The organism is Thermomonas sp. (genome assembly GCF_023953935.1).
Lineage (GTDB): Bacteria > Pseudomonadota > Gammaproteobacteria > Xanthomonadales > Xanthomonadaceae > Thermomonas.
Genome location: NZ_JAMLIW010000008.1, coordinates 68,382 through 94,030, shown reverse-complemented (window position 1 = coordinate 94,030; position 25,649 = coordinate 68,382). Strand labels below are relative to the sequence as shown.

25 protein-coding genes are annotated in these 25,649 nt (G+C 67.5%); 12 read left to right on the top strand and 13 right to left on the bottom strand.

Going from position 1 to position 25,649, the window contains the following annotated elements; all coding sequences use genetic code 11:
* Window positions 1-130: 130 nt before the first annotated feature.
* Window positions 131-2,206 (top strand): M13 family metallopeptidase, encoded by a 2,076-nt coding sequence (locus M9902_RS09970; RefSeq protein ID WP_297222688.1) that lies wholly within the window; start codon window positions 131-133, stop codon window positions 2,204-2,206.
* Here M9902_RS09970 and M9902_RS09965 read toward each other — a convergent pair.
* Window positions 2,151-2,687, bottom strand: coding sequence for a peroxiredoxin (locus M9902_RS09965; RefSeq protein ID WP_297222686.1), 537 nt, complete (start codon window positions 2,685-2,687; stop codon window positions 2,151-2,153). The genes M9902_RS09970 and M9902_RS09965 overlap by 56 nt on opposite strands.
* An 87-nt stretch (window positions 2,688-2,774) precedes the next feature.
* Between M9902_RS09965 and M9902_RS09960 the strand changes: the two genes are divergently transcribed.
* Window positions 2,775-3,041 carry a DksA/TraR family C4-type zinc finger protein gene (locus M9902_RS09960; RefSeq protein WP_297170807.1) on the top strand — a complete coding sequence of 89 codons (267 nt, stop codon included), beginning with the start codon at window positions 2,775-2,777 and terminating at the stop codon, window positions 3,039-3,041.
* A gap of 65 nt (window positions 3,042-3,106) precedes the next feature.
* Here the strand turns inward: M9902_RS09960 and M9902_RS09955 are convergent, their stop codons facing one another.
* Window positions 3,107-4,450: a hypothetical protein gene (locus tag M9902_RS09955; protein ID WP_297222684.1), complete on the bottom strand. Its 1,344-nt coding sequence runs from the start codon at window positions 4,448-4,450 to the stop codon at window positions 3,107-3,109.
* A gap of 200 nt (window positions 4,451-4,650) precedes the next feature.
* On the opposite strand from M9902_RS09955, the gene M9902_RS09950 reads away from it, so the two are divergent.
* Window positions 4,651-6,387, top strand: coding sequence for a M1 family metallopeptidase (locus M9902_RS09950; protein ID WP_297222682.1), 1,737 nt, complete (start codon window positions 4,651-4,653; stop codon window positions 6,385-6,387).
* A 590-nt stretch (window positions 6,388-6,977) separates the two neighbouring features.
* On the opposite strand, the gene M9902_RS09945 is transcribed toward M9902_RS09950, so the two are convergent.
* Complete coding sequence (locus M9902_RS09945; RefSeq protein ID WP_297222680.1) at window positions 6,978-8,960, bottom strand: SDR family oxidoreductase; 1,983 nt, start codon at window positions 8,958-8,960, stop codon at window positions 6,978-6,980.
* Window positions 8,961-9,108: 148 nt separating this feature from the next.
* Between M9902_RS09945 and M9902_RS09940 the strand changes: the two genes are divergently transcribed.
* Complete coding sequence (locus M9902_RS09940) at window positions 9,109-9,366, top strand: acyl-CoA-binding protein (RefSeq protein WP_297170815.1); 258 nt, start codon at window positions 9,109-9,111, stop codon at window positions 9,364-9,366.
* 12 nt (window positions 9,367-9,378) lie between these two features.
* On the top strand, window positions 9,379-10,005 hold the full coding sequence (locus M9902_RS09935; protein ID WP_297170817.1) for a TetR/AcrR family transcriptional regulator: 627 nt from the start codon (window positions 9,379-9,381) through the stop codon (window positions 10,003-10,005).
* Window positions 10,006-10,096: 91 nt separating this feature from the next.
* On the opposite strand, the gene M9902_RS09930 is transcribed toward M9902_RS09935, so the two are convergent.
* The gene (locus M9902_RS09930; RefSeq protein WP_297222678.1) at window positions 10,097-10,537 is read right to left on the bottom strand and encodes a hypothetical protein; all 441 of its coding nucleotides are present in this window, start codon (window positions 10,535-10,537) and stop codon (window positions 10,097-10,099) included.
* Between the two features lie 134 nt (window positions 10,538-10,671).
* Here M9902_RS09930 and M9902_RS09925 point away from each other — a divergent pair, with 134 nt between their 5' ends.
* Entirely contained in the window at window positions 10,672-11,529 is an 858-nt protein-coding gene (locus tag M9902_RS09925; RefSeq protein ID WP_297222676.1) for a hypothetical protein, read from the top strand.
* Window positions 11,530-11,616: 87 nt separating this feature from the next.
* Here the strand turns inward: M9902_RS09925 and M9902_RS09920 are convergent, their stop codons facing one another.
* From M9902_RS09920 to M9902_RS09905, 4 genes are all read right to left on the bottom strand, one after another.
* On the bottom strand, window positions 11,617-12,603 hold the full coding sequence (locus M9902_RS09920; protein ID WP_297222674.1) for a restriction endonuclease: 987 nt from the start codon (window positions 12,601-12,603) through the stop codon (window positions 11,617-11,619).
* A gap of 332 nt (window positions 12,604-12,935) precedes the next feature.
* Window positions 12,936-13,532: a phasin family protein gene (locus tag M9902_RS09915; RefSeq protein WP_297170826.1), complete on the bottom strand. Its 597-nt coding sequence runs from the start codon at window positions 13,530-13,532 to the stop codon at window positions 12,936-12,938.
* A gap of 77 nt (window positions 13,533-13,609) precedes the next feature.
* A complete protein-coding gene (locus tag M9902_RS09910; RefSeq protein ID WP_297222672.1) occupies window positions 13,610-14,842 on the bottom strand; it encodes a patatin-like phospholipase family protein in 1,233 nt (410 codons plus the stop codon).
* Between the two features lie 62 nt (window positions 14,843-14,904).
* Window positions 14,905-15,684 (bottom strand): FHA domain-containing protein, encoded by a 780-nt coding sequence (locus M9902_RS09905; RefSeq protein WP_297222670.1) that lies wholly within the window; start codon window positions 15,682-15,684, stop codon window positions 14,905-14,907.
* Between the two features lie 170 nt (window positions 15,685-15,854).
* Between M9902_RS09905 and M9902_RS09900 the strand changes: the two genes are divergently transcribed.
* The 5 genes from M9902_RS09900 (at window position 15,855) to aroA (ending at window position 21,053) form a co-directional block, all read left to right on the top strand.
* Window positions 15,855-16,127 carry a polyhydroxyalkanoic acid system family protein gene (locus tag M9902_RS09900; protein ID WP_297222669.1) on the top strand — a complete coding sequence of 91 codons (273 nt, stop codon included), beginning with the start codon at window positions 15,855-15,857 and terminating at the stop codon, window positions 16,125-16,127.
* A gap of 97 nt (window positions 16,128-16,224) precedes the next feature.
* Window positions 16,225-17,310 (top strand): 3-phosphoserine/phosphohydroxythreonine transaminase, encoded by a 1,086-nt coding sequence (gene serC / locus M9902_RS09895; RefSeq protein ID WP_297222667.1) that lies wholly within the window; start codon window positions 16,225-16,227, stop codon window positions 17,308-17,310.
* A gap of 115 nt (window positions 17,311-17,425) precedes the next feature.
* The gene (gene pheA / locus M9902_RS09890) at window positions 17,426-18,637 is read left to right on the top strand and encodes a prephenate dehydratase (RefSeq protein ID WP_297222666.1); all 1,212 of its coding nucleotides are present in this window, start codon (window positions 17,426-17,428) and stop codon (window positions 18,635-18,637) included.
* Window positions 18,634-19,746, top strand: coding sequence for a histidinol-phosphate transaminase (hisC, locus tag M9902_RS09885; RefSeq protein ID WP_297222664.1), 1,113 nt, complete (start codon window positions 18,634-18,636; stop codon window positions 19,744-19,746). Before pheA ends, hisC begins: the two co-directional genes overlap by 4 nt.
* On the top strand, window positions 19,743-21,053 hold the full coding sequence (aroA, locus tag M9902_RS09880; RefSeq protein ID WP_297222662.1) for a 3-phosphoshikimate 1-carboxyvinyltransferase: 1,311 nt from the start codon (window positions 19,743-19,745) through the stop codon (window positions 21,051-21,053). Before hisC ends, aroA begins: the two co-directional genes overlap by 4 nt.
* Window positions 21,054-21,120: 67 nt before the next feature.
* Here the strand turns inward: aroA and M9902_RS09875 are convergent, their stop codons facing one another.
* The 5 genes from M9902_RS09875 to M9902_RS09855 all read right to left on the bottom strand — a co-directional run bounded on the left by M9902_RS09875 (window position 21,121) and on the right by M9902_RS09855 (window position 24,466).
* The gene (locus tag M9902_RS09875) at window positions 21,121-21,807 is read right to left on the bottom strand and encodes a hypothetical protein (RefSeq protein ID WP_297222661.1); all 687 of its coding nucleotides are present in this window, start codon (window positions 21,805-21,807) and stop codon (window positions 21,121-21,123) included.
* Between the two features lie 126 nt (window positions 21,808-21,933).
* Window positions 21,934-22,977: an ABC-2 transporter permease gene (locus tag M9902_RS09870; RefSeq protein WP_297173997.1), complete on the bottom strand. Its 1,044-nt coding sequence runs from the start codon at window positions 22,975-22,977 to the stop codon at window positions 21,934-21,936.
* Window positions 22,974-23,849 (bottom strand): ABC transporter ATP-binding protein, encoded by an 876-nt coding sequence (locus tag M9902_RS09865; protein ID WP_297174000.1) that lies wholly within the window; start codon window positions 23,847-23,849, stop codon window positions 22,974-22,976. Before M9902_RS09865 ends, M9902_RS09870 begins: the two co-directional genes overlap by 4 nt.
* Window positions 23,846-24,217, bottom strand: coding sequence for a GntR family transcriptional regulator (locus M9902_RS09860; protein WP_297174003.1), 372 nt, complete (start codon window positions 24,215-24,217; stop codon window positions 23,846-23,848). Before M9902_RS09860 ends, M9902_RS09865 begins: the two co-directional genes overlap by 4 nt.
* A gap of 3 nt (window positions 24,218-24,220) precedes the next feature.
* A complete protein-coding gene (locus M9902_RS09855; RefSeq protein WP_297222658.1) occupies window positions 24,221-24,466 on the bottom strand; it encodes a hypothetical protein in 246 nt (81 codons plus the stop codon).
* A 260-nt stretch (window positions 24,467-24,726) separates the two neighbouring features.
* Here M9902_RS09855 and M9902_RS09850 point away from each other — a divergent pair, with 260 nt between their 5' ends.
* Window positions 24,727-25,629, top strand: a complete 903-nt coding sequence (locus M9902_RS09850) for an FKBP-type peptidyl-prolyl cis-trans isomerase (protein WP_297222656.1) — start codon at window positions 24,727-24,729, stop codon at window positions 25,627-25,629.
* Window positions 25,630-25,649 lie beyond the last annotated feature (20 nt).

Sequence of the window (25,649 nt, the reverse complement as noted above, 5' to 3'; positions counted from 1 at the left end):
TTCGCCACGATACGCCGCTGATGCGCCCGATGTCAGCGAACCGTCGGGCAGGGGCGCTCCCATCCAACGGCACAGGCGCCGCGCCGCGCGGTCGGCTAACGTGCCCGCTTCCTCTGTTTGGAGCTTGCCCGTGAACCTGCGCCTGTCCGGACTCTGCCTTGCCCTCACGCTGTCGCTTGCCACCTCCGCCGCCGCCGCCAGCGACCCGGCCGCACCGTCCGCCGCCGGATCGCCGCAGATCGGCGCGTTCGGAATCGACCTGGGCGCGCGCGATCTTTCGGTGCAGCCCGGCGATGACTTCAATCGCTACGCCAGCGGCCACTGGATCGAGGGCTATCAGCTCAAGCCCGACGAAGCCTCCTATGGCACCTTCAACGCCCTGCGCGATCACGCCGAGGAACAGGTGCGCGGGCTGATCGAGGGCTTGCAGCAGCGCACCGACCTTGCGCCCGGCAGCAACGGCCGCAAGATCCGCGACCTCTACGCCAGCTACATGAACCGCAGCGCGCGCGACGCCGCCGGCATCACCCCGCTGCGGCCGGTGCTGGATCGGATCGCGGCGATCGACTCCAAGGCGGCCTTGATCGAAGCCTTCGGCCGCACCGGGATCGATGGCAGCGATGCGCCGTTCGGTCTCTACGTCGGCACCGATCGCAAGAATCCCGATCGCTACCAGGTCAGTCTCGGCGTGGGCGGGCTGGGCCTGCCGGATCGTGATTACTACCTCGATGGTGATGCGCGATTCGTCAAGATCCGCGCCGCCTACCTTGAACACATCCAGCGCATGCTCGGTTTCGCCGGCGTCACCGGTGCCGACGCCAAGACCCGCGCCGAGGCAGTGCTTCAGCTTGAAACCGCGCTGGCTCGGCCGCAGTGGGATCGAGTCAAGCTACGCGACCGTGACAAGACCTGGAACGTGCGCACGTTCGCGCAACTGCAGGAACAGTACCCGGGCTATGACTGGGCCGCGCAGCTGCGCGCGCAGGGCATGCCGCAACCGACCGACCTCAATATCAGCACCCCGGACGTGCTGCAACCCGTTATTGCGCTGATCGATGCCACCCCGCTGGCGACCTGGCGCGATTACCTGACCTTCCATGCCGTCGATGGCAATGCGTCACTGCTCAGCCGCGAGATCGACGATGCCGCGTTCGCCTTCAACGGCAAGGTGCTGTCCGGTCAGCAGGCCCAGCGCGACGACTGGAAGCGGGCGGTGGCCTTTGTCGGCGGCCGCGGTGGGCTCGGCGATGCGGTCGGCGAGCTCTACGTCGCCCGCTACTTCAAGCCCGAAGCCAAGGCGGCGATGGATCAGCTGGTCGAGAACCTGCGCGCCGCGCTGCGCCGGAACATCGAGCAACTCGACTGGATGGGCGCTGCTACCAAGGCCGAGGCCTATCGCAAGCTGTCGACCTTCCGCCCGAAGATCGGCTATCCGACGAAATGGCGCGACTATTCCAGCGTGACGATTTCGCCGAACGATCTGGTCGCCAACGTGATGGCATTGCGCCGCTACAACCGCGATGACCAGAACCGCCGGGTCGGCCAGAAGACCGATCGCGACGAATGGTTCATGACCCCGCAGACCGTCAACGCCTACTACAACTCGACCTTCAACGAGATCGTGTTCCCGGCCGCGATCCTGCAGCCGCCGTTCTTCGACGTGAACGCGGACGCGGCGGTCAATTACGGCGGCATCGGTGCGGTGATCGGCCACGAGATGGGCCACGGCTTCGACGACCAGGGCAGCAAGTCCGATGCCGACGGCATCCAGCGCAACTGGTGGACGGACGAAGACCGCGCCCGCTTCGAACAACGCACCAAGGCGCTGGGCGCGCAGTACAACGGCTATTGTCCGCTGCCGGGCCAGTGCGTGAACGGCGGGCTGACCATGGGCGAGAACATCGGCGACCTCGGCGGACTGTCGATGGCCTGGACCGCCTACCAGCTCAGCCTGCACGGCCAGCCGGCGCCGGTGATCGACGGCTTCACCGCCGGCCAGCGCTTCTTCCTGTCATGGGCGCAGGTCTGGCGTGGCAAGTATCGCGACGAGTCGCTGCTGACCCTGATCCGCACCAACCCGCATTCGCCGGGGATGTATCGCGCCAACGGCCCGGTGCGCAACCTCGACGCCTGGTACGACGCATTCGGCGTCAAGCCCGGCAACGCACTGTACCTGCCGCCGGAGCAGCGGGTGCGGATCTGGTGATCGGGTAGCGCGCCAGCCAGTCGCGTGTGCCCAAGCTATCGCGCCCGATCAGGTAGGACGTGCGACTGGCCAGATCGGACTTCAGCGCCATGGTGGCGTCATAGGTCGCTGCGATCTTCGCGCCCGGATCGGCGGCGACCGGAAATTTGCCGGCGCATTTTTCGGTATCGCTCGAAAACGCCGCCAGCCGCTCGGTATTGCCGGCGGTGACGCCGATGACGGTGGCACCGGCCGCCTTGAACTTGTCGATCGCACGCGAGAATGCGGCCGCTTCGGCATTGCAGCCGGGTGTGAACGCCGCCGGGAAGAAATACACCACCACCGGACCCTGTTTCAGCGCCGCCTTCAGGTCATAGGTGAAGGCGTGGCCGGCCAGAAACGCGGGAGCGGTGAACGCGGGCGCGGGCGCACCCGGCTTGAGCGCGGCCAGCGCCGGCAGGCTGAGCGCGGCGGTCAGGACGAAGGCAAGCATCTTGCGCATGATCGTGGTCCTCGCTGTGTTCGGGCAGCATACGCAGGCGCGTGTGAATGGCGTATGGTTGCCTTGGAACGAACGCGGAGAGAGGGCATGGCCACCGGCTGGGCGGGCGATGGCGCGGTGCAGGAGCAGATCGATGCGACGGTGAAGGACGGCATCGCCCGGGCGCGGGCGAAGCTGCCTTCCGGGCCGGGCCTGCGCCATTGCGAGGAATGCGACGTGCCGATCCCGGAAGCGCGTCGACGCGCCGTGCCAGGCGTGCGCCTGTGCGTGGCCTGCCAATCGGCGCGTGATCAGGAAGGCGCAGCGTTTGCCGGCTACAACCGCCGCGGCAGCAAGGACAGTCAGCTGCGCTGAAACCTCGCGAAAAAAACGCCCGGCACGTGGCCGGGCGTCGAAGCTGAAGCAGTCGCGGGCCGAACTCAGTACAGCGCCGCGGTGAAGATCGCCGAAAGGATCGCCGGCAGGATCATCGCCGAACCGTTGTCGTAGCGGCCGTACTGGTAACGCTGGTAGTAGCCGTCACGGTAGCCGCGCTCGAAGCCCTGGCGGAAGTAGTACTGGTAGGTCCCGAGGTCGGTGTAGTAGCCGTAGTAGCCGTAGCTGCCATCCATGTAGCCGTAGCTGCCTCGGTAGTCGAAGCGCCAGCGGTCAGCGCGGTCGGCACGTCCGGCGCGCCAGCCTTCCTGATAGCCGTCGCGGATGGCCTGCTGCAGGAAGCTCACGCCGTAGCTGTTGGTGTAGTAATAGTTGCCGCCGTAGTTGTAGCGGTAGTTGTACGGGCTGTAGTAGAAGGCGTTGTTGTAGTAGTAATTGTTGTTCTGGTTGCGCCAGCGCAGCTGCATCGCCAGCCAGCGCCGCCAGTAGTCGCGGTAGAAGCGCGATGCATTGTGGCGATTGTGGCGGTCCAGATCATGGTTGTAGCGGTTGTACTGGTCTCGGTGCCACGACTGCTGGCGCTGCCACTGGGTGTACTGCTGGCGCTGCTGGTTGATGCGCAGTTCCTGGTGGCTGCGGTCGATGCGCGTCTGCCCGCGTTCCACGCGTGCCGGCGGGAGGGTGTATTCGCTGCGACCGGCGCGCATTTCCGAGCGCACGTCCACGCGCGGAGCGGGTTGCCGATCCGGACGCTCCCTGCGCGGGACGATCGGCGTGCCGCGGTTGGGGCGATCCGGGCGCTGATTGCTCGTGGTGTCGCGGTTCGGGCGATCCTGCCGCTGGAAGATCGGCGCATCGCGGTTGGGACGATCCGGGCGCTGATTTCGCGTGGTGTCACGGTTCGGACGCTCCTGGCGCTGGAAGATCGGCGCATCGCGGTTGGAGCGGTCCGGGCGCGGGCTGTCGGTGGTGTCGCGGTTCGGGCGGTCCTGGCGCTGGAAGATCGGCGCATCGCGGCTGGAGCGGTCCGGGCGCGGATAGTCCGCGGTGTCGCGATTCGGACGGTCCTGACGCTGGAAGACGGGACGATCCTCGCGCTGCGGCATCTGGCGCGGCGGTTCGGCGCGCTCGCTGCGGACATTGCTGGATGGCGAAGGCTCGCCAACGCGAATCCCCTGGTTGGAGTCGCGTGCTTGCCCGCGGTCGCCGGAGCGGCTCGCGTTTGAGTCGGAATTCGCGTCATCCGAACGCTGCTGGCGATCGGCGCGGCGCTGGCGATGGTTCTGGCCTTGATCCTGCTGCGCGAAAGCCGAGGAAACGCTGCCGAAGGCAAGCATTGCGCCCAGCAAAGTGACCGTGAGGCTGCGGGTGGCGGGTGTGCGGCTCATCTGTCTTTCTCCCCGGGGACGCAAACCATTCGCGCCCTTCGCGTGCAGTTGACAATTGCAAGAATGAATCAAAGCTGAGAGTTGCCGGTCTGCCCGCATTTTGCAAGCTCCCATTCAGTTTTGAGACCGCGGCACGGGTGACGATCGACACGCGCAATCCTGCGCAATGCAAGCAAACTGGCGCTTCGGAGGTGCCACCAATGTCCCGGGTTCCGCGTTGCTTGCTGACGTTGGCGCTGTGTGCGCCGTTGCTTTCCGTTCAGGCCGGACAGGCCAGTCAAGCCGATCCAGGCGTCACTCAACCCGCGCTGACCGCCACCACCGCGGCAACGGGACTCCCACGCACGCCCGAGCAGCTGGCGACTACCATTACCCTGGCCGATCTCGCTTTCAGGGTGGATCCATCGCGTCAGCGACTGGACGGTGATGCCAGTTTGCACCTGCGCGCGGATCGCCCGGTTGCGCGGCTGGTCGTCGATCTCGATCGCAACTACGCGATTGTTTCGGTGACGGTGGACGGCATGCCGGCGCGCTGGAGCAACCCGGAAGGGCGGATGACGGTCGAACTCCCGCGACCGCTGGCCGCCGGCGCGCAGGCCACGCTGCGCATCGCCTATGGCGGACATCCGCACGTCGCGAAAAAGGCGCCCTGGGACGGCGGCATCGTCTGGGCCACTGCGCCAACCGGCGAGCCCTGGGTGGCCACGGCAGTGCAGGGCGAGGGCTGCGACCTGCTGTGGCCCTGCATCGACCATCCGATGGCCAAGCCACTGGAAGTGATCGAACGGGTCACGGTGCCGTCCCCTCTGGTGGCGGTGGGCAACGGGGTGGCCGAAGGAATGGAAGAACGCGATGGCTGGCGCACCTACCGTTGGCGCGCGCGCATGCCGGACACCTACGCGATCACGCTCAACGTCGGCCCCTATGAGCTGCTGGAAGCCGACTACCGCAGCCGTTTCGGCAACGTCATCCCGCTGCGCTACTGGTACTTGAAGGGCCACCGCCAGAAGGCCGAGGGCCTGTTCGCCGAGTTCGCGCCCATGCTGGATTTCTTCGAGGAAACCATCGGTCCGTATCCGTTCGCCGATGAAAAGATGGGCGTGGTCGAAACGCCGTATCTGGGCATGGAGCACCAGACCGTCAACGCCTACGGCAACGATTACCGCAAATCCGAGACCGGCTACGACTGGCTGCTGCAACATGAGTTCGCGCACGAGTGGTTCGGCAACCAGCTCACCAATGTCGATTGGGACGATTTCTGGCTGCACGAGGGATTTGGCACCTACATGCAACCGCTGTACCTGCAATGGTTGCGCGGCGACATGGAATACATGGCGGCGCTGATGAAGATGCGCTCGGTGCTGATGCTGCGGCATCCCATCGTGGCGGGCCGCACGATGACCGAAAAGGATGTGTCCGATGCCGGCCGCGGCCCCGGCAACGACGTCTATTACAAGGGCGCATTGATGCTGCACACCCTGCGCGGCCTGATCGGCGATGCCGCGTTCCTGCGCGCCACCCGCGAACTGGTCTACGGCACCGATACCCCCCGCCCGGGTAATTTCCACCCGCGCTTTGCCTCGACCGACGATTTCATCGCGATCGTCAACCGCGTCACCGGCAAGGACTACGGCTGGTTCTTCGACGTGTATCTGCGGTCGATTCAATTGCCGCAACTGCTGGCGGAACGGGATGGCAGCACGCTTTCCCTGCGCTGGAAAACCGAGGGCGACAAGCCGTTCCCGATGCCGGTGCAAGTCCGCGTTGGCGATCATGTGGTCGATGTGCCGATGGCCGGCGGTCGCGGTGCGGTGACGATTGCCGCGGGCGAAAGCTACACCATCGATCCGCATTCGCGGGTGCTGCGCGATCTGCCCTGGATGGCCGACTACCAGCGCGACATGGCCGAACGCGCGCGCGCGGCAGCGCGGCCGTGATACGGGGCCTTCCGGAGTCTTGCTTGCGTCTGTGCCGGCCGCCTGCCTGCCTGCGTGCCCGGCCCGCCGCGCAAGCAGACGATCCTGCCTGTGGTTGTTCGTTCTGACAGTCGGTTCGCGCTTGCGTCCGCGCCGGTCGCCTGCCTGCGTGATCGGCCCGCCGCGCAAGCTGCGCTTCCTGCTCCGATGCGCGGCCGCGGGCCATCCTTGGCCCGCTCGGACCGATCACGCAGGCAGGCGACCTTGGGGCTTCTGTGCAGCACGTCAGGTTTTGTTTGCGGTTCAAGATCCTGAAGCGATGGCCGCCCCTGAAACCGCGGTTTCAGACCGCAGAACGCGAGAGCCTACAGGTCGCGGGTTGCCCGGTCGGGTTCGAGCAGGCCATGGATGGCCTGCGGCCGCGAATCGAAGCTGGACGCATAGCTTGAGCGGCGAACCCGACCGGGTGACCCGCGACGCATCACAGCCCGCGCCATGCATTTAGCGATCGTGTGGTCCGCGACGCATCGCGGCCCGCGCCGTACGAACCCGACCGGGCGACCCGCGACGCGTTGCATTCTGCAGCGGGCAACTCCCGACCCGGCCGCTCGCTACCAGTGCACCCCGCGCATCAACGCCGCGAACGCGATCTGCTCCTGGCTGGGCGCCGCATCCTTGCCTTCGCCCTTGGCGGCCGAGGAATCCGGGAACAGTTCGAAGGCGGTGCTCATCACCACCTCGTAGGCCTTCGGCGCCACCGCGTTGATCAACGCCGAGAAGATGCCGAGGCGCGTGGCGATCCGGCTGGGACGCTCGATGATCCCCTTGACCACCAGGTCGGCGGCCTCGTCCGGAGTCAGGGTCGGCACGCTGTCGTACATCTTGGTCGGCGCGATCATCGGCGTCTTCACCAGCGGCATGTTGATGGTGGTGAAGGCGATATGCTTGCCCGACAGCTCGCCCTGCGCGCAGCGGCTGAAGGCATCCAGCGCCGCCTTCGACGCCACGTAGGCGGAGAACCGCGGCGAGTTGGCCAGCACGCCAATCGAGCTGATGTTGATGATGTGGCCCTTGCGGCGCTCGATCATCTTCGGCATGAAGCCCATGATCAGGCGCAGGCTGCCGAAGTAGTTGAGCTGCATGGTGCGCTCGAAATCGTGGAAGCGGTCGAAGCTGAGCGCGATCGAGCGCCGGATCGAGCGCCCGGCGTTGTTGACCAGCACGTCGACGTGGCCGTGCTTTTCCAGCACGGTCGCCACCAGGCGGTCGCAGTCGGCCATGTCGGCCAGATCTGCGGTGTAGGCGAACACCTTGCCGCCGGCGGCGATCATGGCATCGCGCGCGGCGAACAATTCATCCTCGCGGCGGGCGACGATGACGGTGATGGCACCCGCCGCCGCCACTTTCTGCGCGGTGGACAGGCCAATGCCGGAGGAGCCGCCGGTGATCACCACCACCTTGCCGCGCACCTTGCCCTTGAGCGAGTGGTCGATGAACAGATCCGGGTCGAGGTGGCGTTCCCAGTAATCCCACAGCCGCCATGCGTAGGATTCCAGCGGCGGCACCGCAATGCCGCTGCCTTTGAGCGCACGTTCGGCCTCGCGGTTGTCGAAGCGGGTGGGGTAGGTGATGAAGCCGAGCACGTCCTTCGGGATGCGGAAATCGCGCAGCAGCATGCCGACGAAGCGCCGCACCGGCGGCAGCCCACCGATCGCGGCACGCACGCCACCGGGCAGGAACGCGAACATGCGCGCGTCGATGCGCATGGTCATTTCCGGCGCGTGGCCGGCGCGGGCGAAGGTATTGAGGACTTCGCCGGCGCGCATCGGATCGGGATCGGTGAGGTGGAAGCAGTGGCCGTCGAGGCGCGGCTTGTGGGCGATGTGATCCATCGCCGCGGCGACGAAATCGACCGGAACCAGATTGATGCGGCCACCTTCGATGCCCAGCGTGGGCATCCACTGCGGCAGCATTTCGCGCAGCTTCTTGAGGAAGGTGAAGAAATAGTACGGGCCGTCGATCTTGTCGATCTCGCCGGTCTGCGAATGGCCGACCACCATGCCCGGCCGGTAGATCCGCCACTTGACCCGCTTTTCGGCGCGCACCAGGCCTTCGGAATCGTGCTTGGTGCGCAGGTAGGGATTGTTCAGCCCCTCGGCCTCGTCGAACATGTCTTCGCGGAACACGCCCGGATACATGCCGGCCGCGGCGATCGAGCTGGCGTGGTGGAAGCAGCCGGCCTTGAGCGCGGCGGCGAGGTCCAGCGCGTGCTGGGTGCCATCGACATTGGCCGCCCGCTGCGATTCGGCATCCGCCGCCATGTCGTAGATCGCGGCCAGGTGGAAGAAATGCTTGATCTTGCCGCCACCGAGGCTGCGCACCTGCGCGGCACTCAACCCGCAGCGCGGCGCGGTCATGTCGCCGGCCACCGCCACGACGCGCTTGCCGTCCCAGCCCTGCCTCTTCGCCAGCGCGGTGAATTTCTTCATCGATTCCTTGCGCACCAGCACGTGGATGGTGCCTTTGCGCTTGAGGAGGAGGTCGATCAGATGCCGACCGATGAAGCCGGTGCCGCCGGTGACGAAATAGCTCATGCCCAGTCCCTGCCCATGTTGAGTGGATATCGATGCACGCCGTGGTGCCTACGTTGCCAGACCTTCGGCCGCGCGACAATGCTCCCCCGTATTGACCCTTGCGCCGGTGCGTGTTGTCATGCCTGCATCCAAGCCGAGGAGGTGTGCCATGGCCGATCTCAAGGCCGCGTTCGAACAGGCGGCGGTCGCCATCAAGGGGCTCAAGGAAAAGCCCGACAACGACACTCTGCTGCGCCTGTACGCGCTGTACAAGCAGGGCAGCGAGGGTGATGTCAGCGGCCCCAAGCCGGGCTTCTTCGACTTCGTGGCCACCGCCAAGTACGAGGCCTGGAGCAAGCTTGCGGGCACCGATCAGGCGCAGGCGATGCAGAAGTACATCGATCTGGTGAAAAAACTCACGGCCTGATCGGGATCATTCGTGGCCAGGCAAACCCGCCAGCGCATCCTCGATGCTTCGCTTGCGATGTTCAACGCGCAGGGCGAGCCAAACGTCACCACCAACCACATCGCCGACGAGCTGGAAATCAGCCCGGGCAACCTGTACTACCACTTCCGCAACAAGGACGACATCATCGAGCAGCTGTTCGCCGGCTACGAGGCGCGGATGGATGCGGCGCTGGCGGCGCCCGAGGGGCGGCTGCCGGGGCTGGAGGACATCTGGCTGCAGCTGCACCTGGTGTTCGAGTGCATCTGGGATTACCGCTTCCTGTATCGCGATCTGGTCGACATCCTGACCCGCAACCGGCGCCTGCGGATGCGCTTCGCGCGCATCCTCAAGCGCGCCGACGAGCGCGCCCGAACCGTGCTGCGCGGGCTCCAGCGCGCCGAGATCATGCGCGCCTCGGCCGCGGAACTCGATGCCGCGTCCACCAATATCCTGGTGATCGCGACCTTCTGGCTGAACTACGCCTCGGCGCGCGGCGAGCACGACGAACGCAAGTCGATTCGCGATGGCATCGTCCAGGTCATGCTTTCAATCGCGCCATTCCTGCGCGATGCCGAACGGCTGCACCTCAATACGCTGACCGGTGCCTATCGCGATTGAGACGACATCGGATTTCGCGCCGCCGCGATGTGGCATGAATCGGGGACAACTGCCGGCAGCACCGAACGTCCCGGCGCTGCCGGCGTGACGATCAGCCCACAGCCCGAGCGGTCTTGCGGCCCGCGCGCTTGGCCGTGCCCGACGTGCGGGCCGGGCTGCGCCGGGCGCTCGTCTTTGCGGGCTTGTCCGCCTTGCGGCGGGCGGCGTGCTGCGGGCCGAGGCTGAGGCCAACCCGCTGCGCAAGCGGCGCGATGCCGGCCTGCACGGTGCGGCCGATCGGGCACAGGAACGGCTGGATGCGGTCGCTCAGGCTTTCGATGCCGGCGCGGGTGTTGGCATCGAGATTGCGCAGCGCGTAGCGGGCGTCGGCGGCGGCAATCCGGGTGCGCAGGCCGGCCTCGTGGGCAACGCCGGCCGCACCGCGGCGTGCGGCGACGGCGGCGCCGAGCGCGGCCAGCCACAGATGACGCGGATTGAGGTCGAGGGCTTCGGCGCGCTGGGCGCGGGACTTGCTGGACTTGCGGGCGGCCATGGTGCTCTCCGTGGTCTGGGTGACTATGACCATGGTCGCGCCGTCGTGTGGAGCAATCACACTACCGGCGCACTTGCCATCGCGGCCGACTGGCCCGATGCTCCCATCCACACCGGACTCTGGAGCTGATCGACATGGCCGCGAAGAAATCTCCCGCCTGGGCTGCGTTCCCGCATGACGCCAAGGCCTTCCAGTACGCGGGCGATGCGCTGAAGAAAGCCTGGCCGAAATTGCACGCCGGTGACTGTGAGCCGTTTCCGGATGCCAAGCACGCTGCAGCATTGCTCAAGGCCGCCGGCAAGCTCGCGCCCAAGCTCGACGCGGAGGCGCTGGCGACGGCCTTGCAGGACGCTTGGCGCGCCTTCCATCGCGGCGACTTCCAGCAGGCGCATGAAGCCGGCGCAGCCCTGGGCCCGGTCGGTGCATCGGTGGCGGTGAAGGCAGTGGGAATCCATTCAACCTATCTGGTGGAAGACGAAGACGAGCGCCTGCGCCGCTACGAGCAGGCCGGCAAGCTGGCCGAGGCGGCGATCAAGGCTTTGCCGGATGAGGCCAACAGCCACTATCGCCACGCCTTCGCGCTGGGCCGCTACAGCCAGGGCATTTCGATCGCCAAAGCGCTCAAGCTGGGGATCGCGGGCAAGGTGCGTACCTCGCTGGATGCGGCACTGGCGTTGGCGCCCAAGCACGCCGAGGCGCATACGGCACTGGCGCTGTACCACGCCGAGATCGTCGGCAAGATCGGTGCGATGATCGGCGGGCTGACCTATGGCGCCAAGGCCTCCGAAGCCGAGAAGCATATTCGCGAGGCGCTCAAACTCACGCCCGCCTCGCCGATTGCCCATGTCGAGCATGGCAACCTGCTGCTGTTGCTGGATGCGCGCCGCAACGAGGACGCCGCCGCCGAGGCCTACGAGAAAGCCGCCAAATGCAAGCCGCTGGACGCGATGGAGACCCTGGACGCGGCATGGGCGCGTGAACAGATCGAATGACCCGCGTCGGGTAGCGGCTTCGGCGCTGATTGAATCGATCCGGTCAGCTGCGAGTCCCGACGCTGACCGAATCGTGGATCAGGTGGCTCAATAGGCCCGGCAGTGGGTGAAGCGCACCGGTTTGTCGCTGCCGTCCGGCGGCTGCAGCTGGATGCGCGAGGCCGCCAGTTCCGGGTACTGTTCGAGCAGCGGGCAGATGTCGTTGATCGGATCCGCGTTTTCCGAGGACAGATAGACCATCAGGGTCGACTGGCTGGACCACAGGGCGCGGCTGACGCCAAACAGCGTGGCCACCGCATTGGCAGCCTCCTTGCGGCGCTGGTCGAGTTCGCGGGTATCGGTGGGAACGCCGGGGATGGCGGGACGTTCGTCCTGGGGCGCCGCAGCGGGCTTGGGGGGCTGCGCCACTGGCGCGGAAGCCGCTGCAGGGGCAGCGACGGTGGCTCCGCTGTCGGTGGTGGCAGGCATGAGCCCATCCACGACCACGAAGGCCAATCCGCCGGCCAGCGCCGCACCGAGCCAGGCAAAGGCCAGGGATTTGGGCGCAATCGCGGCCGGCGGCGGTGTATTTGACACCGGGTCTTCGGGATGGGCGACGTAGGGGCGCACTTCCGGCCACAGGGTCTCGCCGTCGATCAGCTCGACCTGATGCTGGGCGACTACATCGCTGACGCCGCCTTCGAAACGGCCCGGGGTCACCACGATCACCCGGCTGGCGCCGCGCAGGGAGGCCTTGGTTGCGGCAGCTGCCACGACCTGTGGCGCGACCGTGGCGCCGGTGCCGTACTGGCAGGAGAGCAGCGCGCGTTCCCCACCGCGTTCAAGCAGGATGTCACTGCCGTCGCTGGGGATGCCGTCGGGCGGATCGTCCGGCCCGATCACCGGGCGGTAGCCGCGGCCGTGCATGGCCTGCAGCACCAGCCGGGCGAAATCGCGCCAGCGCAGCTGGGCAAGTTGCTCTGCACCGCGCCGCGTCGGCTCGGCCTGCGGCACGCCGCCCTTGCCCCGCAGCCAAACGGTCAAGCCTGCGCCGACGCCGGCAAAAACAACCAGTGCGATCAAGAAAGGAATCATGCGTTGTGCGCTTGCTGTGAGCTGGGCGCAACTATAGCGCGCCGCACGCGTTCTTGGGCAGCCTGCGAGGCCTTGGAATGATGCCCGCCAGTCCGATCAGTCGCGGGAGGGGGAGCGCAGCAGAGGCGGACTGGCGGGACTTGGGATGCACGCGGATCAACCACTTGCGTGAATCACCCGCGGCCGGCCATCCATGGCAGCAGATTTCCGGCATTGCCGTTCGAATGACGAGGCCGTGACGGGCGAGGGACGCCTGGCGTGCAGGCGTCGGACATGGCCCGGATAGCCAGTGTCAGGTCGGGATCGGTCGACCTCGCGGCCGACGGCATCCTTCACGCCGCCGGGTTGGCCGCGCCCGATTTGGTCTTCTTCGCAGCAGGCTTGCGGGACTTGGCTGCTTTCTTGATCGGCGCGGCCTTGCCGCCGGCCTTTTTCGCGGCAGCCGGACGCGCCGGTCTGGCGGCTTTCCTTGCACTGCCGGCAGTCGGCGCGGCACCGAGCTTGTGCAGGGCGGTGGTCAGGCGCTCGACGCGCTCGGTCAAGGCGTTGAGGTCGTCGCGGCCGGGGACGCCCAGCTTGACCAGCGCCCGCTGGACGCGCTCTTCGAACACCTTCTCCAGCTTGTCCCAAGTGTCGGCGGCGCGCTCCTTGGCCTGGCCGACGCGGCCTTCGACCGCACCCTTGACGCCCGTCACCCGGCTGCCGGCGAAGCGGCGCGCGGTCTGCTCCAGCGACAGGCCGTCGCGGACCAGGCTTTCGAACAGGCGGCCACCTTCGGCCTGGGCGCGGTTGAAGGCGCCCATGCCGGCCAGCCAGATCTGTTGCGCGGATTCGGTGATCGAGCGGTTCATGCGCGGTGCGTCGGACTTCGGTGCGGAGGTTTTGGCGCCGGACGAGTGCTTGCTGGCGGACTTCTTGAGCTTGGCCATGACGGTTTCCCTGCGTCGCGTGACGCGTTGTTGGTTGGATGGATTGCGGCCAAGAATCCGCCGTCCGTCTAGAGCTTTCACACCACGCGCTGCAGCAGGTGTTCGATGTCGTCCAGGTTGCGGGCGAGCCGGGCGGTCGTCTCGGTCCGGCGCACGCCGGCGGGCAGGGCATCGAGCAGGACGCGGCCGTGATCGGCCAGCACCTCCTCACGCAGGCCGATGCCGTGCCGCGCCAGCAGCGGTTCCAGAAGTTCACGCCGGTTGCGCAAGTCGTCGAGGGTGTTGCGATAGCCGAGCTGGGAAATTCGCTGCCGCGCCGAAAAGCTGAAGATGTTGGTGTAGAACAGTTCGCGATCGATCGCGTTGGGCTCGAACACGACCTGGTTGATGTGCGGGTACTGCTGCGGATAGCGGGCCAGACCGACCTGCATCCGCGATTGCAGCATGGTGCGCAGGGTTTGCGACAGCACGCCCGGCAGCCCGGCCTGGGCGATCTGGCGGTCGCCGTAGCGGGTCTGGCCGGCTTCGCGGGTCGGATTGAACGGCACCAGCGGATTGATGCCGATCAACAGGTCGACGTCGCGCTCGAGCAGGATGGAAGCGTGCATCGTGCGGCGCAGCGCACCATCGACGAAGTTGCGTCCGCGCAGTTCGACCGGCGGGTACAGGCCGGGCAGGGCCGAGCTGGCCTGCACGGCACTGGAAATCGGCACGTCGTCCCAGCCCGGCCCGCCGAAGCAGGTGGTTTCGCTGCTGTCCAGGTCAACCGCGATCACGAACAGCGGCCGCTTGAGCTTGCGGAAGTCGTTGCTGCGGCCCTTGTGCGAAAACAGCTCGCGCAGGAAGCGCTCGATCGGGGCGTTGTCGAACAATCCGGTCGGAATCAGTCCGCCAAGCCGATTGAGCAGCTCCGACCAGCGCGAGCCGGTATCCGGCGTCACCAGGTCGTGGAGCAGGCGCAGGCCTTGCCGGGGCGCTGCCGCCGCGCGTTTGAGGTATTCGCGAAATGCCGGTTGCAGGAAGATCTCCGGCGAGAAGGACGCATCGGTGCATTCGCCCTTCAGGAAGATCCGGCACAGCTCCGCGGTGTCCATGCGGTTGGCCAGGCCGGCGGCGAAGAAGGCGCCGGAACTGACCCCGACGTAGCCATCCAGCCGGGTGAGTTCAAGGCCGTCGCAGGCTTCCTCGAGCGCACGCAGCACGCCCAGTTCGTACATCGCCCCGACCGGCCCGCCGCCGGCGATCGCCAGACCAATCCGCGGATGGCGTTGTTTGGGTCCCGGATCGCGCGCCGTGTGGATCGAAAGCATGCGCCTGCCTTGTGTGCTGACCTGGCGAGTGTAGCGGAGGCGGCGCGGTCGCGTCGTGCGCGTCAGCGAGGACCGAAGACAAGCAGCGCCGACAGGCCGACCGCCAGCAGGGCCGCGGCCACCAGCAGCCACGGGACCCGGCTGGCCCAGCCGCGCGGCGGCGGCGCGGGTGCAGCATCGAGGTCCCGTGCGTCCCGGTGCGGCAGGGGCACCGGCGCGGGCGGGGCTTCCAGCACGAAGCGGTGCTGCGGGCTGAACGCGAGCTGGTCGCCGCCGAGGAGCACGGCCTCGCGCACCGTCCGGCCGTTGACCTGCACCGTGTCCGCCTGCGCGTGCAGCAGGACTTGCCCGTTGTCGACCTCGACCAGGGCGTGCTGCGGCAGGATGCCGTGGCCTTCGATCCGCAGCTCGGCGTCGCCGGCGCTGCCGATCCGGCAGGGCCGGTCGAGGCTGATGCTGCGGCCGTGGTGGCGGCCACCGACGCCGCGCAGAACCAGGCGCACGCTGGCGGCCGGGTCCTGCGGCGGGGCGATTTCGGTCGCCGGCCGCGAGTCCACTTCGGCCAGCAGCAGCAGCTTGCGCCCGGCCACGTGGATGCAGTCGCCGGCCCGCAGCATGGCCAGCTGCTGGATCGGGCGGCCGTTGACATGGACGCCGCGCAGCGGCTCGGCGACCGTCAGCCAGATCCCGCGGCGGTCATTGCTCAGCTGCAGCAGCCAAGGCGATTGGGCGTCAATCGGGGCGAGCTGGCCCGCGCCATCGCGACCGAAGGCCAGCACGCCGGCCTCCAGCGCAAGGTCGGGCCGACTGTCGTCACAAAATCGCAGGAACGGATGCTTCATCGTCGCGCAATCTAGCAGGTTGAGCCGGCATGGCGCGTGGCCCGCGCACGGGTGTGGAAGACGGAAGGCCCCGTTTCAACAACGCGGCAGGCTGCTAGCATGGGCCAAACCCCGACCACGCCGCGGCTGCCGCGGTCCCCGACGCAATTCTTTCGGAGCCTTGGCCACGCATGTCCCGCATCGATATCCGGCACGCCCATTCCCTGTCCCGGGCCAAGGCAAAAAAGGCCGTCGACGAGGTGGCCGTCAAGCTCGCGGAGCGGTTCGGGATCGACTACACCTGGGAGGGCGATGTGCTGAACTTCTCGCGCCCCGGCGTGGATGGGCAGATTGCGCTGGGCGCGGACGAACTGCACGTACAGGCCAAGCTCGGGTTTTTCGCGGCAATGTTCAAGGAGCCGATCGAAAGCGAGATCCGCCGCGTGCTGACGGAAAAGTTCTAGGCCGATAGCCGCCGGTCATTGATCGAGCATGGCCTTCGGCCCATGCGGCCGTGCTGCGCTGCGGCATACTGGCGGAATCCGACCGCCGGAAATGTCCATGACGCGCGCCTTCAACTTCAGTCCAGGTCCGGCCACCTTGCCCGAAGCGGTGTTGCAGCAGGCGCAGGACGAGCTGCTGGACTACCGCGGCTGCGGCGCCTCGGTGCTCGAAATCAGCCATCGCGGCGCCGACTTCATGGCGCTGGCGCAGCGCGCCGAGGCCGACCTGCGCGCGCTGCTGACGGTCCCGGACGAATATGCGGTGCTGTTCACCAGCGGCGGGGCGACCACGGTGCAGGCGCTGCTGCCGCTCAACTTCGCCGCGCCGGGGCAGGCCGCCGACTACGTGGTGAGCGGACACTGGGGGCAGACCGCGCTGCGGCAGGCGGCGCCCGTGATCGATGCGCGGATTGCCGCGAGCAGCGAAGACGGCGGGTTTCGCGATCTGCCCGAGCGCAGCGAATGGCGACTCTCGCCGGAGGCGGCCTACGTCCACCTGACCGCGAACGAGACCATCCACGGGGTGGAATGGCGCCAGCTGCCGGAGTTCGGCAGCGCGCCGGTGATCGCGGATTTCAGCTCGTCGATCGCCTCCGAGCCGCTGGACATCAGCCGCTTCGGGGTCGTTTACGCCGGTGCGCAGAAGAACCTCGGCCCGGCCGGCATCACCGTGTTGATCGTGCGCCGCGATCTGCTCGAACGCGCCGGCCAGCCGCGCGCGCCGATCCTCGACTACCGCGCCCAGGCCAAGGCCGGCTCCATGCTCAACACCCCGCCGACCTGGAACTGGTACCTGCTCGGGCTGTGCCTGCGCTGGATGCGCGATGAGGGCGGGGTGGCCGAATTCGCCAATCGCAATGCGCGCAAGGCGGCCTTGCTGTACGCCGCGATCGACGGCTCCGGCGGTTACTACCGCAACGAGGTGGCGGCACGCGCGCGGTCGCGGATGAACGTGCCGTTCTTCGTCCACGACCCCGCGCTGGATCCGGTGTTCGTCGCCGAGGCGAAGCAGGCCGGCCTGATCGGGCTCAAGGGCCACCGCGTGCTGGGTGGAATGCGGGCCTCGCTGTACAACGCGCTGCCGGAATCCGGGGTGCAGGCATTGGTCGATTTCATGCAGGAGTTCCAAAAGCGTCATGGCTAGGAAAAAAGACGAGTCGTTGAAAGTCGTGAAGCCGTCGTCTCCGCGCAAGCGGGCCGCTTTTCACGACGCTGGACGTCGTGAATCCAAGGGCACTGGCCCTGGTGAGGAAACGTCCATGGACTCCCGCTTGCGCGGGAGTGACGAGCAAAAACCGGGCGCGGCGCCGTCCCCGCGCAAGCGGAGTGCCAGAAGCGCTGCCATCGAGACCACGTCGGCTGGCGCCAATCCGCAAGCAAGCGGCGACCAGAAAAAGCCCGACCTGTCGCAGGTGCGCGCGCAAATCGATGGCATCGATCGCCAGATCCAGCAGCTCATCGCCGATCGCGCGCACTGGGCGCACCAGGTCGGCAAGGCCAAGGGCAAGCTGGCGGCGGCGGTCGATTACTACCGCCCCGAGCGCGAGGCGCAGGTGCTGCGGCAGGTGGTGGACCGCAACGACGGCCCGCTCTCGGACGAGGAACTGGTGCGGCTGTTCCGCGAGATCATGTCGGCCTGCCTGGCCCAGCAGGAGCCGCTGAAGATCGGCTATCTCGGGCCCGAGGGCACCTTCAGCCAGCAGGCGGTGTACAAGCATTTCGGCCACTCGGCGCACGGGCTGCCGATGGGCAGCATCGAGGAAGTGTTCGCCGAAGTGGCCTCGGGCAGCGCGGATTTCGGCGTGGTGCCGGTGGAGAATTCCGGGCAGGGCACGATCCAGGTGACGCTGGACATGTTCCTGAGCTCGCCGCTGCGGATCTGCGGCGAAATCGAGTTGCAGATCCACCAGTACCTGCAATCGCGCGGCGGCCACATCGAGGACGTGGAGCGCGTGTTCGCGCATCCGCAGACGCTGGGCCAGTGCAGCGGCTGGCTGCGCAAGCATCTGGCGAAGGCGGAAAAGATTCCGGTGTCGAGCAATGCCGAGGGTGCGCGCCGGGCGCGCGGCGCCGACGATGCGGCAGCCATTGCTGGTGAGTCGGCGGCGGTGGTGTACGGGCTGAAGAAAATCGCCGGGCCGATCGAGGACCGCGCCGACAACACCACCCGCTTTCTGGTGATCGGGCGCGAGATGTTCCCGCCGTCGGGCAATGACCGCACCTCCCTGCTGGTGTTCATCCGCGACCGCCCCGGCGCGCTGTACGGCGTGCTCGAACCATTGGCACGACGCGGCATCAGCATGAACCGGATCGAGTCGCGCCCCGAGCACGGCTACAAATGGCAGTATGCGTTCTTCATCGATGTCTCCGGCCATAGTCAGGTGGCGCCGCTCAAGGATGCCCTGGACGAGATCGCCGAACATGGCAACGAGGTGCGCGTGCTCGGCTCCTATCCGGTGGCGATCACGTGATCGACTTCGGCCAGCTCGCGGTCCCCGGCATCCGGGGCCTGCGCGCCTACGATCCCGGGCATGATCTGGTCGCGCTGCGGCGGCAGGCCGCGCAGGCCCTGGTCGAGCTGGGCTCCAACGAAAATCCGTATGGCGCCAGCCCGCGCGCGAAACAGGCCGCCGCCGTCGCGCTGGAACGCCTGCACGTGTACCCGGACCCGCTGGGCGGCGATCTCAAACGCGCGCTGGCGCGGCAGCACGGCGTAGGCGTTGAAAACATCGTGCTCGGCAACGGCTCGCACGAGCTGCTGATGCAGTGCGCGCAGGTGTTCGCCGGCCCCGATGACGCGGTGGTGGCCTCGCAGTTCGGGTTTGCGGTGTACGCGCTGGCCGCGCAGGCGACCGGTGCGACGCTCATCGCCGCGACCGCCAATCCGCACGACCACGCGATGCCCCGCGGGCACGATCTCGACGCGCTGCTTGCAGCGATCAGTTCGCGCACCAAGCTGGTCTATCTGGCCAATCCCAACAATCCCACCGGCACCTGGTTTGGTGGTGAGGCGTTTGCCGCGTTCCTGGCCGCGGTTCCCGCGCGGGTGTTGGTGGTCGTCGATGAGGCCTATGCCGAATATGTCGATGCCGCCGATTACGCCAGCGCGCTGCCGCTGCTGGCCGCGCACCCGAACCTGATCGTCACCCGCACCTTCAGCAAGGCCTACGGCCTTGCCGGCGCGCGGGTGGGCTATGCGCTTGCCCACCCGGACTGCATTGCGGTGATGGAGCGCGTGCGCGAAAGCTTCAACGTCAACGCGCTCGCACTGGCCGCGGCCGAAGCCGCGCTGGGTGATGAAGGGCATCTGCGCGCGGCCCTGGAAGACAATCGGGTGCAGCGGCAGGCGCTGGCGGCTGCACTGCACGCCTGGGGACTGCCGGTGACGCCCTCGCAGACCAATTTCCTGCTGGTCGAGTTCGGCCCCGAGACCGCCCGCGTCGAGGCGGAGCTGATCCGGCGCGGGATCGTGGTGCGTCCGATGGCGGGCTACGGGCTGGCCGATTGCCTGCGCATCACCGTCGGTACCGCCGAGGAAAACGCGCGGCTGCTGGTGGCGCTGGGCACGATCCTCGCATGAGCGCGGTGCAGAACTGGCGAGCCGGGCCGGGCGCAGCGCTGCGCGGGACCTTGGCGATTCCCGGTGACAAGTCGATCTCGCACCGGGCGGTGATGCTGGCGGCGCTGGCCGACGGAATTTCGCGGATCGACGGATTTCTGGAAGGCGAGGACACCCGCGCCACCGCGGCGATCTTCGCAAAGCTGGGGGTACGGATCGAAACCCCGTCCTCCTCGCAGCGAATCGTGCACGGCGTCGGCGTGGACGGGCTGCGCGCCCCTGCGGGCGCACTGGATTGCGGCAATTCCGGCACCGGGATGCGGCTGCTGGCGGGTCTGTTGGCCGGGCAGACGTTCGACTCGGTCCTGACCGGCGACGCCTCCCTGTGCAAGCGACCGATGCGCCGGATCTCCGAGCCACTGGCGCGGATGGGGGCCCGCATCGACACCGCCGCGGACGGCCGGCCTCCGCTGCGGATCAGGGGCGGGCAGGCGCTGGTCGGCAGCGACCATGGGCTGGAAATCGCCAGCGCGCAGGTCAAGTCCGCGCTGCTGCTGGCCGGGCTGTATGCCGCAGGCGACACCGTGGTGCGCGAACCGCACCCGACCCGGGATTACACCGAGCGGATGCTTTCCGCATTCGGCGTTGATATCGCATTTTCACCCGGCCACGCCCGGCTCCGCGGCGGCCAGCGGCTCGCTGCCACGGAGGTTTCGGTGCCGGCGGATTTTTCCTCGGCGGCATTCTTCCTGGTCGCAGCCAGCATCGTGCCGGGTTCCGAACTGCGACTGCTGCAGGTGGGCCTGAATCCGCGCCGGACCGGGCTGCTGGCGGCACTGCGGGCGATGGGCGCGGACATCCACGAAGAGAACGCATCCGTTCAGGGCGGCGAGCCGGTGGCCGATCTGGTGGTGCGGCACGCGCCGCTGCGCGGGATCGAAGTACCGGAAGCGCTGGTGCCGGACATGATCGACGAATTTCCGGCGCTGTTCATCGCCGCTGCCTGCGCCGACGGCCCGACCGTGGTGCGCGGTGCCGCCGAACTGCGGGTGAAGGAGTCGGACCGCATCGGGGTGATGGCCGCCGGGCTGCGAACGCTGGGCATTGGCGTCGATGAAACCGCGGATGGCGCGACGATCCATCCTGGCGTGCTGCAAGGCGGCAGCGTCGACAGCCACGGCGACCACCGCATCGCGATGGCCTTCGCGGTGGCGGCGCAGATGGCCGCGGGCCAGGTGGACATCCTCGATGTGGCCAACGTGGCCACGTCCTTCCCGGGGTTCGAGGTTCTGGCGCGCGGCAGCGGGTTCGCGCTGGAACGCCTCTGATGCGCCCGGCGTGGTTTCGGGAAGCTCGTGCGAGGTCGAGGCCGCGCCGCGTGCGCCGTCGCTCTGATCAGTCGGTGCTGCCCTCGTTGTCCACACGGCCCAAGCCGGTGCGGGAATCGACCGATCCCACCTTCGAGTCCTTGATGCACTCGTCGACATCGACCTGCGTCATCGTGGCATAGGGCCGGAACGCGGGCAGGGAGGCGGCCAGTTGCTGCTGGCTGGCGTGCATCGGTGGCAACAGTTCGCACAACCCGCGCGCCGCGGCTTCGATCTTCTCGCCTTCGGCCTTCATGCGCGCCTCGTAGGCCTGGCGCGCATTGTCGCCACCGAAGATCAGGCCCGGAATCCCGAGCACCGCGCTGCCGGCGATGTCCACCCCGCGCGCGCCGACGTTCATCCCGGCATCGGCCACGGCAAACACCCGCTCCCGGTAGGCCAGCAATTGCTGGCGCTGGGCCGGCGTGATCGCAACCGGCTTGCCGTCGATCAACAGGTCGCCCGCGGGCGTGATTTCCGCCTTGGGCAGGCCGCCGGCGCGGCCGTTGATCTGCTTGCCGCCCACCTGGATATCGAAGCCGTTGTTGAGGCTGATATTGGACGAACGCATGGTGCGGCTGGCCTGGGCGAAGGCCTGATCGACCTGCTGGCCGATCACGCCGAGGCCCGAATCGCTGCTGGCCTGAGCCGGCACGCTGCCGACCGCGGGCTGGGTGGCCGGAGCCGGGGCTGCGGTCGGGGTCGGCGATGCCACGGGGGGCGTTGCCGGTGCCGGTGCTGGCGTTGGTCGGCTACAGGCGGCCAGAGATACCGAGGCGAGCAGGGCAAGGGCCATGGGGCGAATGACATTCATTGCAGTCTCCGGGTCGGCGGGGAAGGGTCAGCCTTCGTCGCGCCAGCGGCGCAGGCGGATGGCGGCGGTGATCATGGCGATGCCGACGCCGGCGCCGAGCCACAGCTGCGGCGATGAAAGGACGCTGGACATGGCTTGCAGGATGCCGGCGTAGCCCATCTCCCCCGCTGCCGCACCCCGGAACATGGCCGGATTCATCGCGCTGGCCCAGGACGCGGGGAACACGCCGCCCAGCAGGTGCGCCACCACGTTCTTCCAGAACCATTTGCTGTGCAGGTCGAAGCTGCTGCCGTAGTCCAGCCAGCTGAGGACGCCGCCGGCCACCACCGGCAATGCAATCGCCCACAGGAACGGCTTGGTCTTGGCCCAGGCCGAGCACAGCAGCAGCCAGCCGGCGCTGGGCAGCGCCCACAGGGCGTACAGCGGCAGCGCGGCCAGCACGATCCCGACGTTGCCGAGCAGCACCCGCGGGCTCCAGACCAGGGCCAGCGGATTGCCGTGGTGGATCAGGATGAACACGCTGGTAATCAGCATCTGCGCGATCATGGCGACGATTGCAATGCCGGTGGCCAGCACCGGGGCCAGCACCAGCGCGGCCAGCAACTTGGACAGGACGGTGTCACGGTCGGACACCGGCAGCGACTTCCAGAACAGCACGCTGCGATCCTTGCGGTCGTCGTAGAGGGCGCCAAGGCAGTAGAAAAAGACCACGAAGCCCAGCACCGCCATCGGCCAGAACATGGCACTGAACGCGCCGATGCCGAGCAGGTCGACCAGATGTTGCTGTTCGGCCGGTGACATCTGCGCGCTGATGCTGTTCAGGTCCAGGCCGTTGATCACGAACTTCCCGCCGCCGGCGCTGCCGCTGCCGGCAAGCGCCTGGCGCAGCAGGACTTCGGCGATGACCAGGCCGATCAGATGCATCAGCACCGTGATGATGCCGGCCACCAGCGGCCCCCAGAAAAAGCCGCCGCGATGCTCCCAGTACTCGCGCTTGAGCAACAGCTTGAGCTTGTGGGTGGGGTGGGCGGTGGCCTTGACGGTCGGCGCGGATTCAACGATGGCGTTCATGCGTAGGTCCCTTTCATGGTGGCGACGAACAGGTCGGCCAGGCCCGGCGTGCGGGTTTCGCCCAAACCGGAAAGCTGGTCGGGGCTGGCGCCGTCGTAAAGCATTACGGTCTTGCCGAACGGCAGGGCACGTTCGTCGATGGGTTTGAGTGCGCGCGCGGCGTCCAGCCGGTCGGCGTTCACCAGCACCTCGACGTAGCGTTCGCCCAGCGTGTCCATGCTGGCGTTGAGCACGACCTTGCCTTGCTGGATGAACATCACGTCGGTGAGGATGTGCTCGATTTCCTCGACCTGGTGGGTGGTGATGAGGATGGTCTTTTCCTCGTCGAAATAGTCTTCCAGCAGGCGCTGGTAGAACTGCTTGCGGTAGAGGATGTCCAGTCCCAGCGTGGGCTCGTCGAGCACCAGCAGGCGGGCGTCGATGGCCATCACCAGCGCCAGGTGCAGCTGCACGATCATGCCCTTGGACATTTCCCGCACCCGCATCTTCGGCTTGAGCTGGGTGCCCTGGAGGAGTGCATGGCAGCGCGCCGGGTTGAAGCGCGGATGGACCCCGGCCACGAATTCGATGACCTGGGTCACCGTGATCCAGCGCGGCAGAACGGCGACGTCGGCGATGAAGCTGACATCCTGCATCAGCGCGTCGCGCTGGCTGCGGGGGTCCTTGCCCAACACCCGCAAATCGCCCTCGAATTGGGTCAGACCGAGGATGGCCTTGAGCGCCGTGGTCTTGCCGGCGCCGTTGGGGCCGATCAGGCCGACGATGCGGCCGGCGGGGATCGAGAAATCGGCGCCATCGAGGGCGAGGGTGTTCTTGTACGCCTTGCGCAGCCCGCGGGCCGCGATGACGCTGGTGTCCGTGCTGGTACTCATTTCGGCCCCCACTTGCCATTGGGATCAAGAAGTTCCTTGGCGTCCAGGCCGAGGCGCTGGATGCGCTCCAGGATCTGTGGCCATTCGTCGTTCAAAAAGCGTTCGCGCTCGCTCGAGCGCAGGCGCTTGGTGGCGCCATCGGTGACGTACATGCCCAGCCCGCGGCGCTTTTCGACGAGGCTGTCATCGACCAGTTCCTGATAGGCGCGCGAAACGGTGATCGGGTTGAGCTGATATTCGGCCGCCACTTGCCGTACCGAGGGCAGGGCATCGCCGGGCTTGAGCAGGCCGTCGAGCATCATCGCCACGACGCGCTCCTTGAGTTGCCGATAGATCGGAGCACCATCGCTCCATTCGACGCTGGTCATGGCTTACCCCAGAGGCTGGAAGGAGAAGAACGGCATCCGCAGGGAGTGCCGCAGCCGGTGCGTGGACAGCCGCCGTGGCGGATCGCCGTCGGGGCGGATGTCGCTGGCAGCCGCGCCCGCTGCCGTGGGCAGGTCGGAGCTGGCGTCGGACCCGGATCCCGGATCAGAGCCCAGGGCGTTCAAGGTCACCAGCAGCAGGCCGACGGCCGTGGCCGCCAGGGCGGGTCGGAAGAATTGCTTGATCGTCATCGCGGTCGCTCCACGGCGTTGAGCTCGGTGTTGTAGGCAAGTATAACACTACAATTGTGGCCGTCAAGCGCCCCAGACCCAACTGATGGCCTATGCAGCGGATCGACTCATCGAGAGGCGGGACCGAAACGCAACGCCGGATCCGGTGGCCCATGCGCACGGGAACGGGCGAGAGGTGGCCAAGGATTGCCCGCAGCCGCTCCAGCAAGGACAATGGCGGTTCCGGGCCAGGCGCCCGAGCCGCCTGTGGAGATCATTGGATGAACCTCATTCCGCGCGCGCTGGGTGCGCTGCTCGCGGTCGTGCTGATTGCCGGCGCGGCCTGGGCGCAAAGTACCGCACCAGTGAGCGAACGCGACAAGGTCGGCTACATGGTGGGCCTGGATGCGGGACGCGCGATTGGCCCGGGCCTCCAGGATCTGGACCAGGCCGCGTTCACGCGCGGGATGGAAAACGCGATGGCTGGCGGCGCGCCGCTGGTGCCGGAAGAAGAAGCGCGGGCAGCGCTGCGCACGCTGCTGGCCAGCATCGGCGCACGCACTTCCGGCAAGCCGGCGGTGGCGGTGGATCGGGTCAAGACCGGGCTGGTGGTGGGCACCAACGTGGGTCGCTCGCTGGCCCATCTGCGCGGTGAATTCGACCTGCCGATGTTCCTGCGCGGCCTGCACGATGGTGCGGATTCCAGCATCCCCGCGGCGCTGGATGCCACGGAGCTTGCCCGCGTGCGTGCCGCATTGGCCGCGCGCGTCACTGCGGCGCGGCAGACGGAACAGGCTTCGGCGCAGGAGCGCGAACAGGCCTTTCTGGCCGAGAACCGCAAGCAGGCCGGCGTGTTCGTTACCCGCAGCGGCCTGCAATACAAGGTGCTGCAGCAGGGCAACGGCGTGCGCCCGCGGCCCGACCAGCGGGTTCGGGTCCACTATGTCGGCAGCTTGCTCGATGGCACCAAGTTCGACAGCTCCTACGATCGCGGCGAACCGGCGGAATTCGGTCTGAATCAGGTCATCCCGGGCTGGACCGAAGGCCTGGGCCTGATGCCGGTGGGTGCGAAATACCGACTCTGGATTCCCGCGCAGCTGGGCTATGGCCCGGCCGGTGCGCCGCCAAGGATCCCGCCCAACGCGACTTTGGTGTTCGACGTGGAACTGCTGGGCGTCGAATGAGTCAAACTGCCTCCTTTTCA

Excerpts from the sequence above, each read along its gene's own strand:
- M9902_RS09905 (WP_297222670.1), bottom strand. The coding sequence starts at position 15,684 with ATGAAGCATCCGTTCCTGCGATTTTGTGACGACAGTCGGCCCGACCTT.
- M9902_RS09945 (WP_297222680.1), bottom strand. The coding sequence starts at position 8,960 with ATGAGCTATTTCGTCACCGGCGGCACCGGCTTCATCGGTCGGCATCTG.
- M9902_RS09950 (WP_297222682.1), top strand. The coding sequence starts at position 4,651 with ATGTCCCGGGTTCCGCGTTGCTTGCTGACGTTGGCGCTGTGTGCGCCG.
- M9902_RS09850 (WP_297222656.1), top strand. The coding sequence starts at position 24,727 with ATGAACCTCATTCCGCGCGCGCTGGGTGCGCTGCTCGCGGTCGTGCTG.
- serC (WP_297222667.1), top strand. The coding sequence starts at position 16,225 with ATGACGCGCGCCTTCAACTTCAGTCCAGGTCCGGCCACCTTGCCCGAA.
- M9902_RS09855 (WP_297222658.1), bottom strand. The coding sequence starts at position 24,466 with ATGACGATCAAGCAATTCTTCCGACCCGCCCTGGCGGCCACGGCCGTC.
- M9902_RS09940 (WP_297170815.1), top strand. The coding sequence starts at position 9,109 with ATGGCCGATCTCAAGGCCGCGTTCGAACAGGCGGCGGTCGCCATCAAG.
- M9902_RS09925 (WP_297222676.1), top strand. The coding sequence starts at position 10,672 with ATGGCCGCGAAGAAATCTCCCGCCTGGGCTGCGTTCCCGCATGACGCC.
- pheA (WP_297222666.1), top strand. The coding sequence starts at position 17,426 with ATGGACTCCCGCTTGCGCGGGAGTGACGAGCAAAAACCGGGCGCGGCG.
- M9902_RS09965 (WP_297222686.1), bottom strand. The coding sequence starts at position 2,687 with ATGCGCAAGATGCTTGCCTTCGTCCTGACCGCCGCGCTCAGCCTGCCG.
- M9902_RS09900 (WP_297222669.1), top strand. The coding sequence starts at position 15,855 with ATGTCCCGCATCGATATCCGGCACGCCCATTCCCTGTCCCGGGCCAAG.
- M9902_RS09955 (WP_297222684.1), bottom strand. The coding sequence starts at position 4,450 with ATGAGCCGCACACCCGCCACCCGCAGCCTCACGGTCACTTTGCTGGGC.
- M9902_RS09960 (WP_297170807.1), top strand. The coding sequence starts at position 2,775 with ATGGCCACCGGCTGGGCGGGCGATGGCGCGGTGCAGGAGCAGATCGAT.
- M9902_RS09930 (WP_297222678.1), bottom strand. The coding sequence starts at position 10,537 with ATGGCCGCCCGCAAGTCCAGCAAGTCCCGCGCCCAGCGCGCCGAAGCC.
- M9902_RS09920 (WP_297222674.1), bottom strand. The coding sequence starts at position 12,603 with ATGATTCCTTTCTTGATCGCACTGGTTGTTTTTGCCGGCGTCGGCGCA.
- M9902_RS09915 (WP_297170826.1), bottom strand. The coding sequence starts at position 13,532 with ATGGCCAAGCTCAAGAAGTCCGCCAGCAAGCACTCGTCCGGCGCCAAA.
- aroA (WP_297222662.1), top strand. The coding sequence starts at position 19,743 with ATGAGCGCGGTGCAGAACTGGCGAGCCGGGCCGGGCGCAGCGCTGCGC.
- M9902_RS09865 (WP_297174000.1), bottom strand. The coding sequence starts at position 23,849 with ATGAGTACCAGCACGGACACCAGCGTCATCGCGGCCCGCGGGCTGCGC.
- M9902_RS09870 (WP_297173997.1), bottom strand. The coding sequence starts at position 22,977 with ATGAACGCCATCGTTGAATCCGCGCCGACCGTCAAGGCCACCGCCCAC.
- M9902_RS09910 (WP_297222672.1), bottom strand. The coding sequence starts at position 14,842 with ATGCTTTCGATCCACACGGCGCGCGATCCGGGACCCAAACAACGCCAT.
- M9902_RS09860 (WP_297174003.1), bottom strand. The coding sequence starts at position 24,217 with ATGACCAGCGTCGAATGGAGCGATGGTGCTCCGATCTATCGGCAACTC.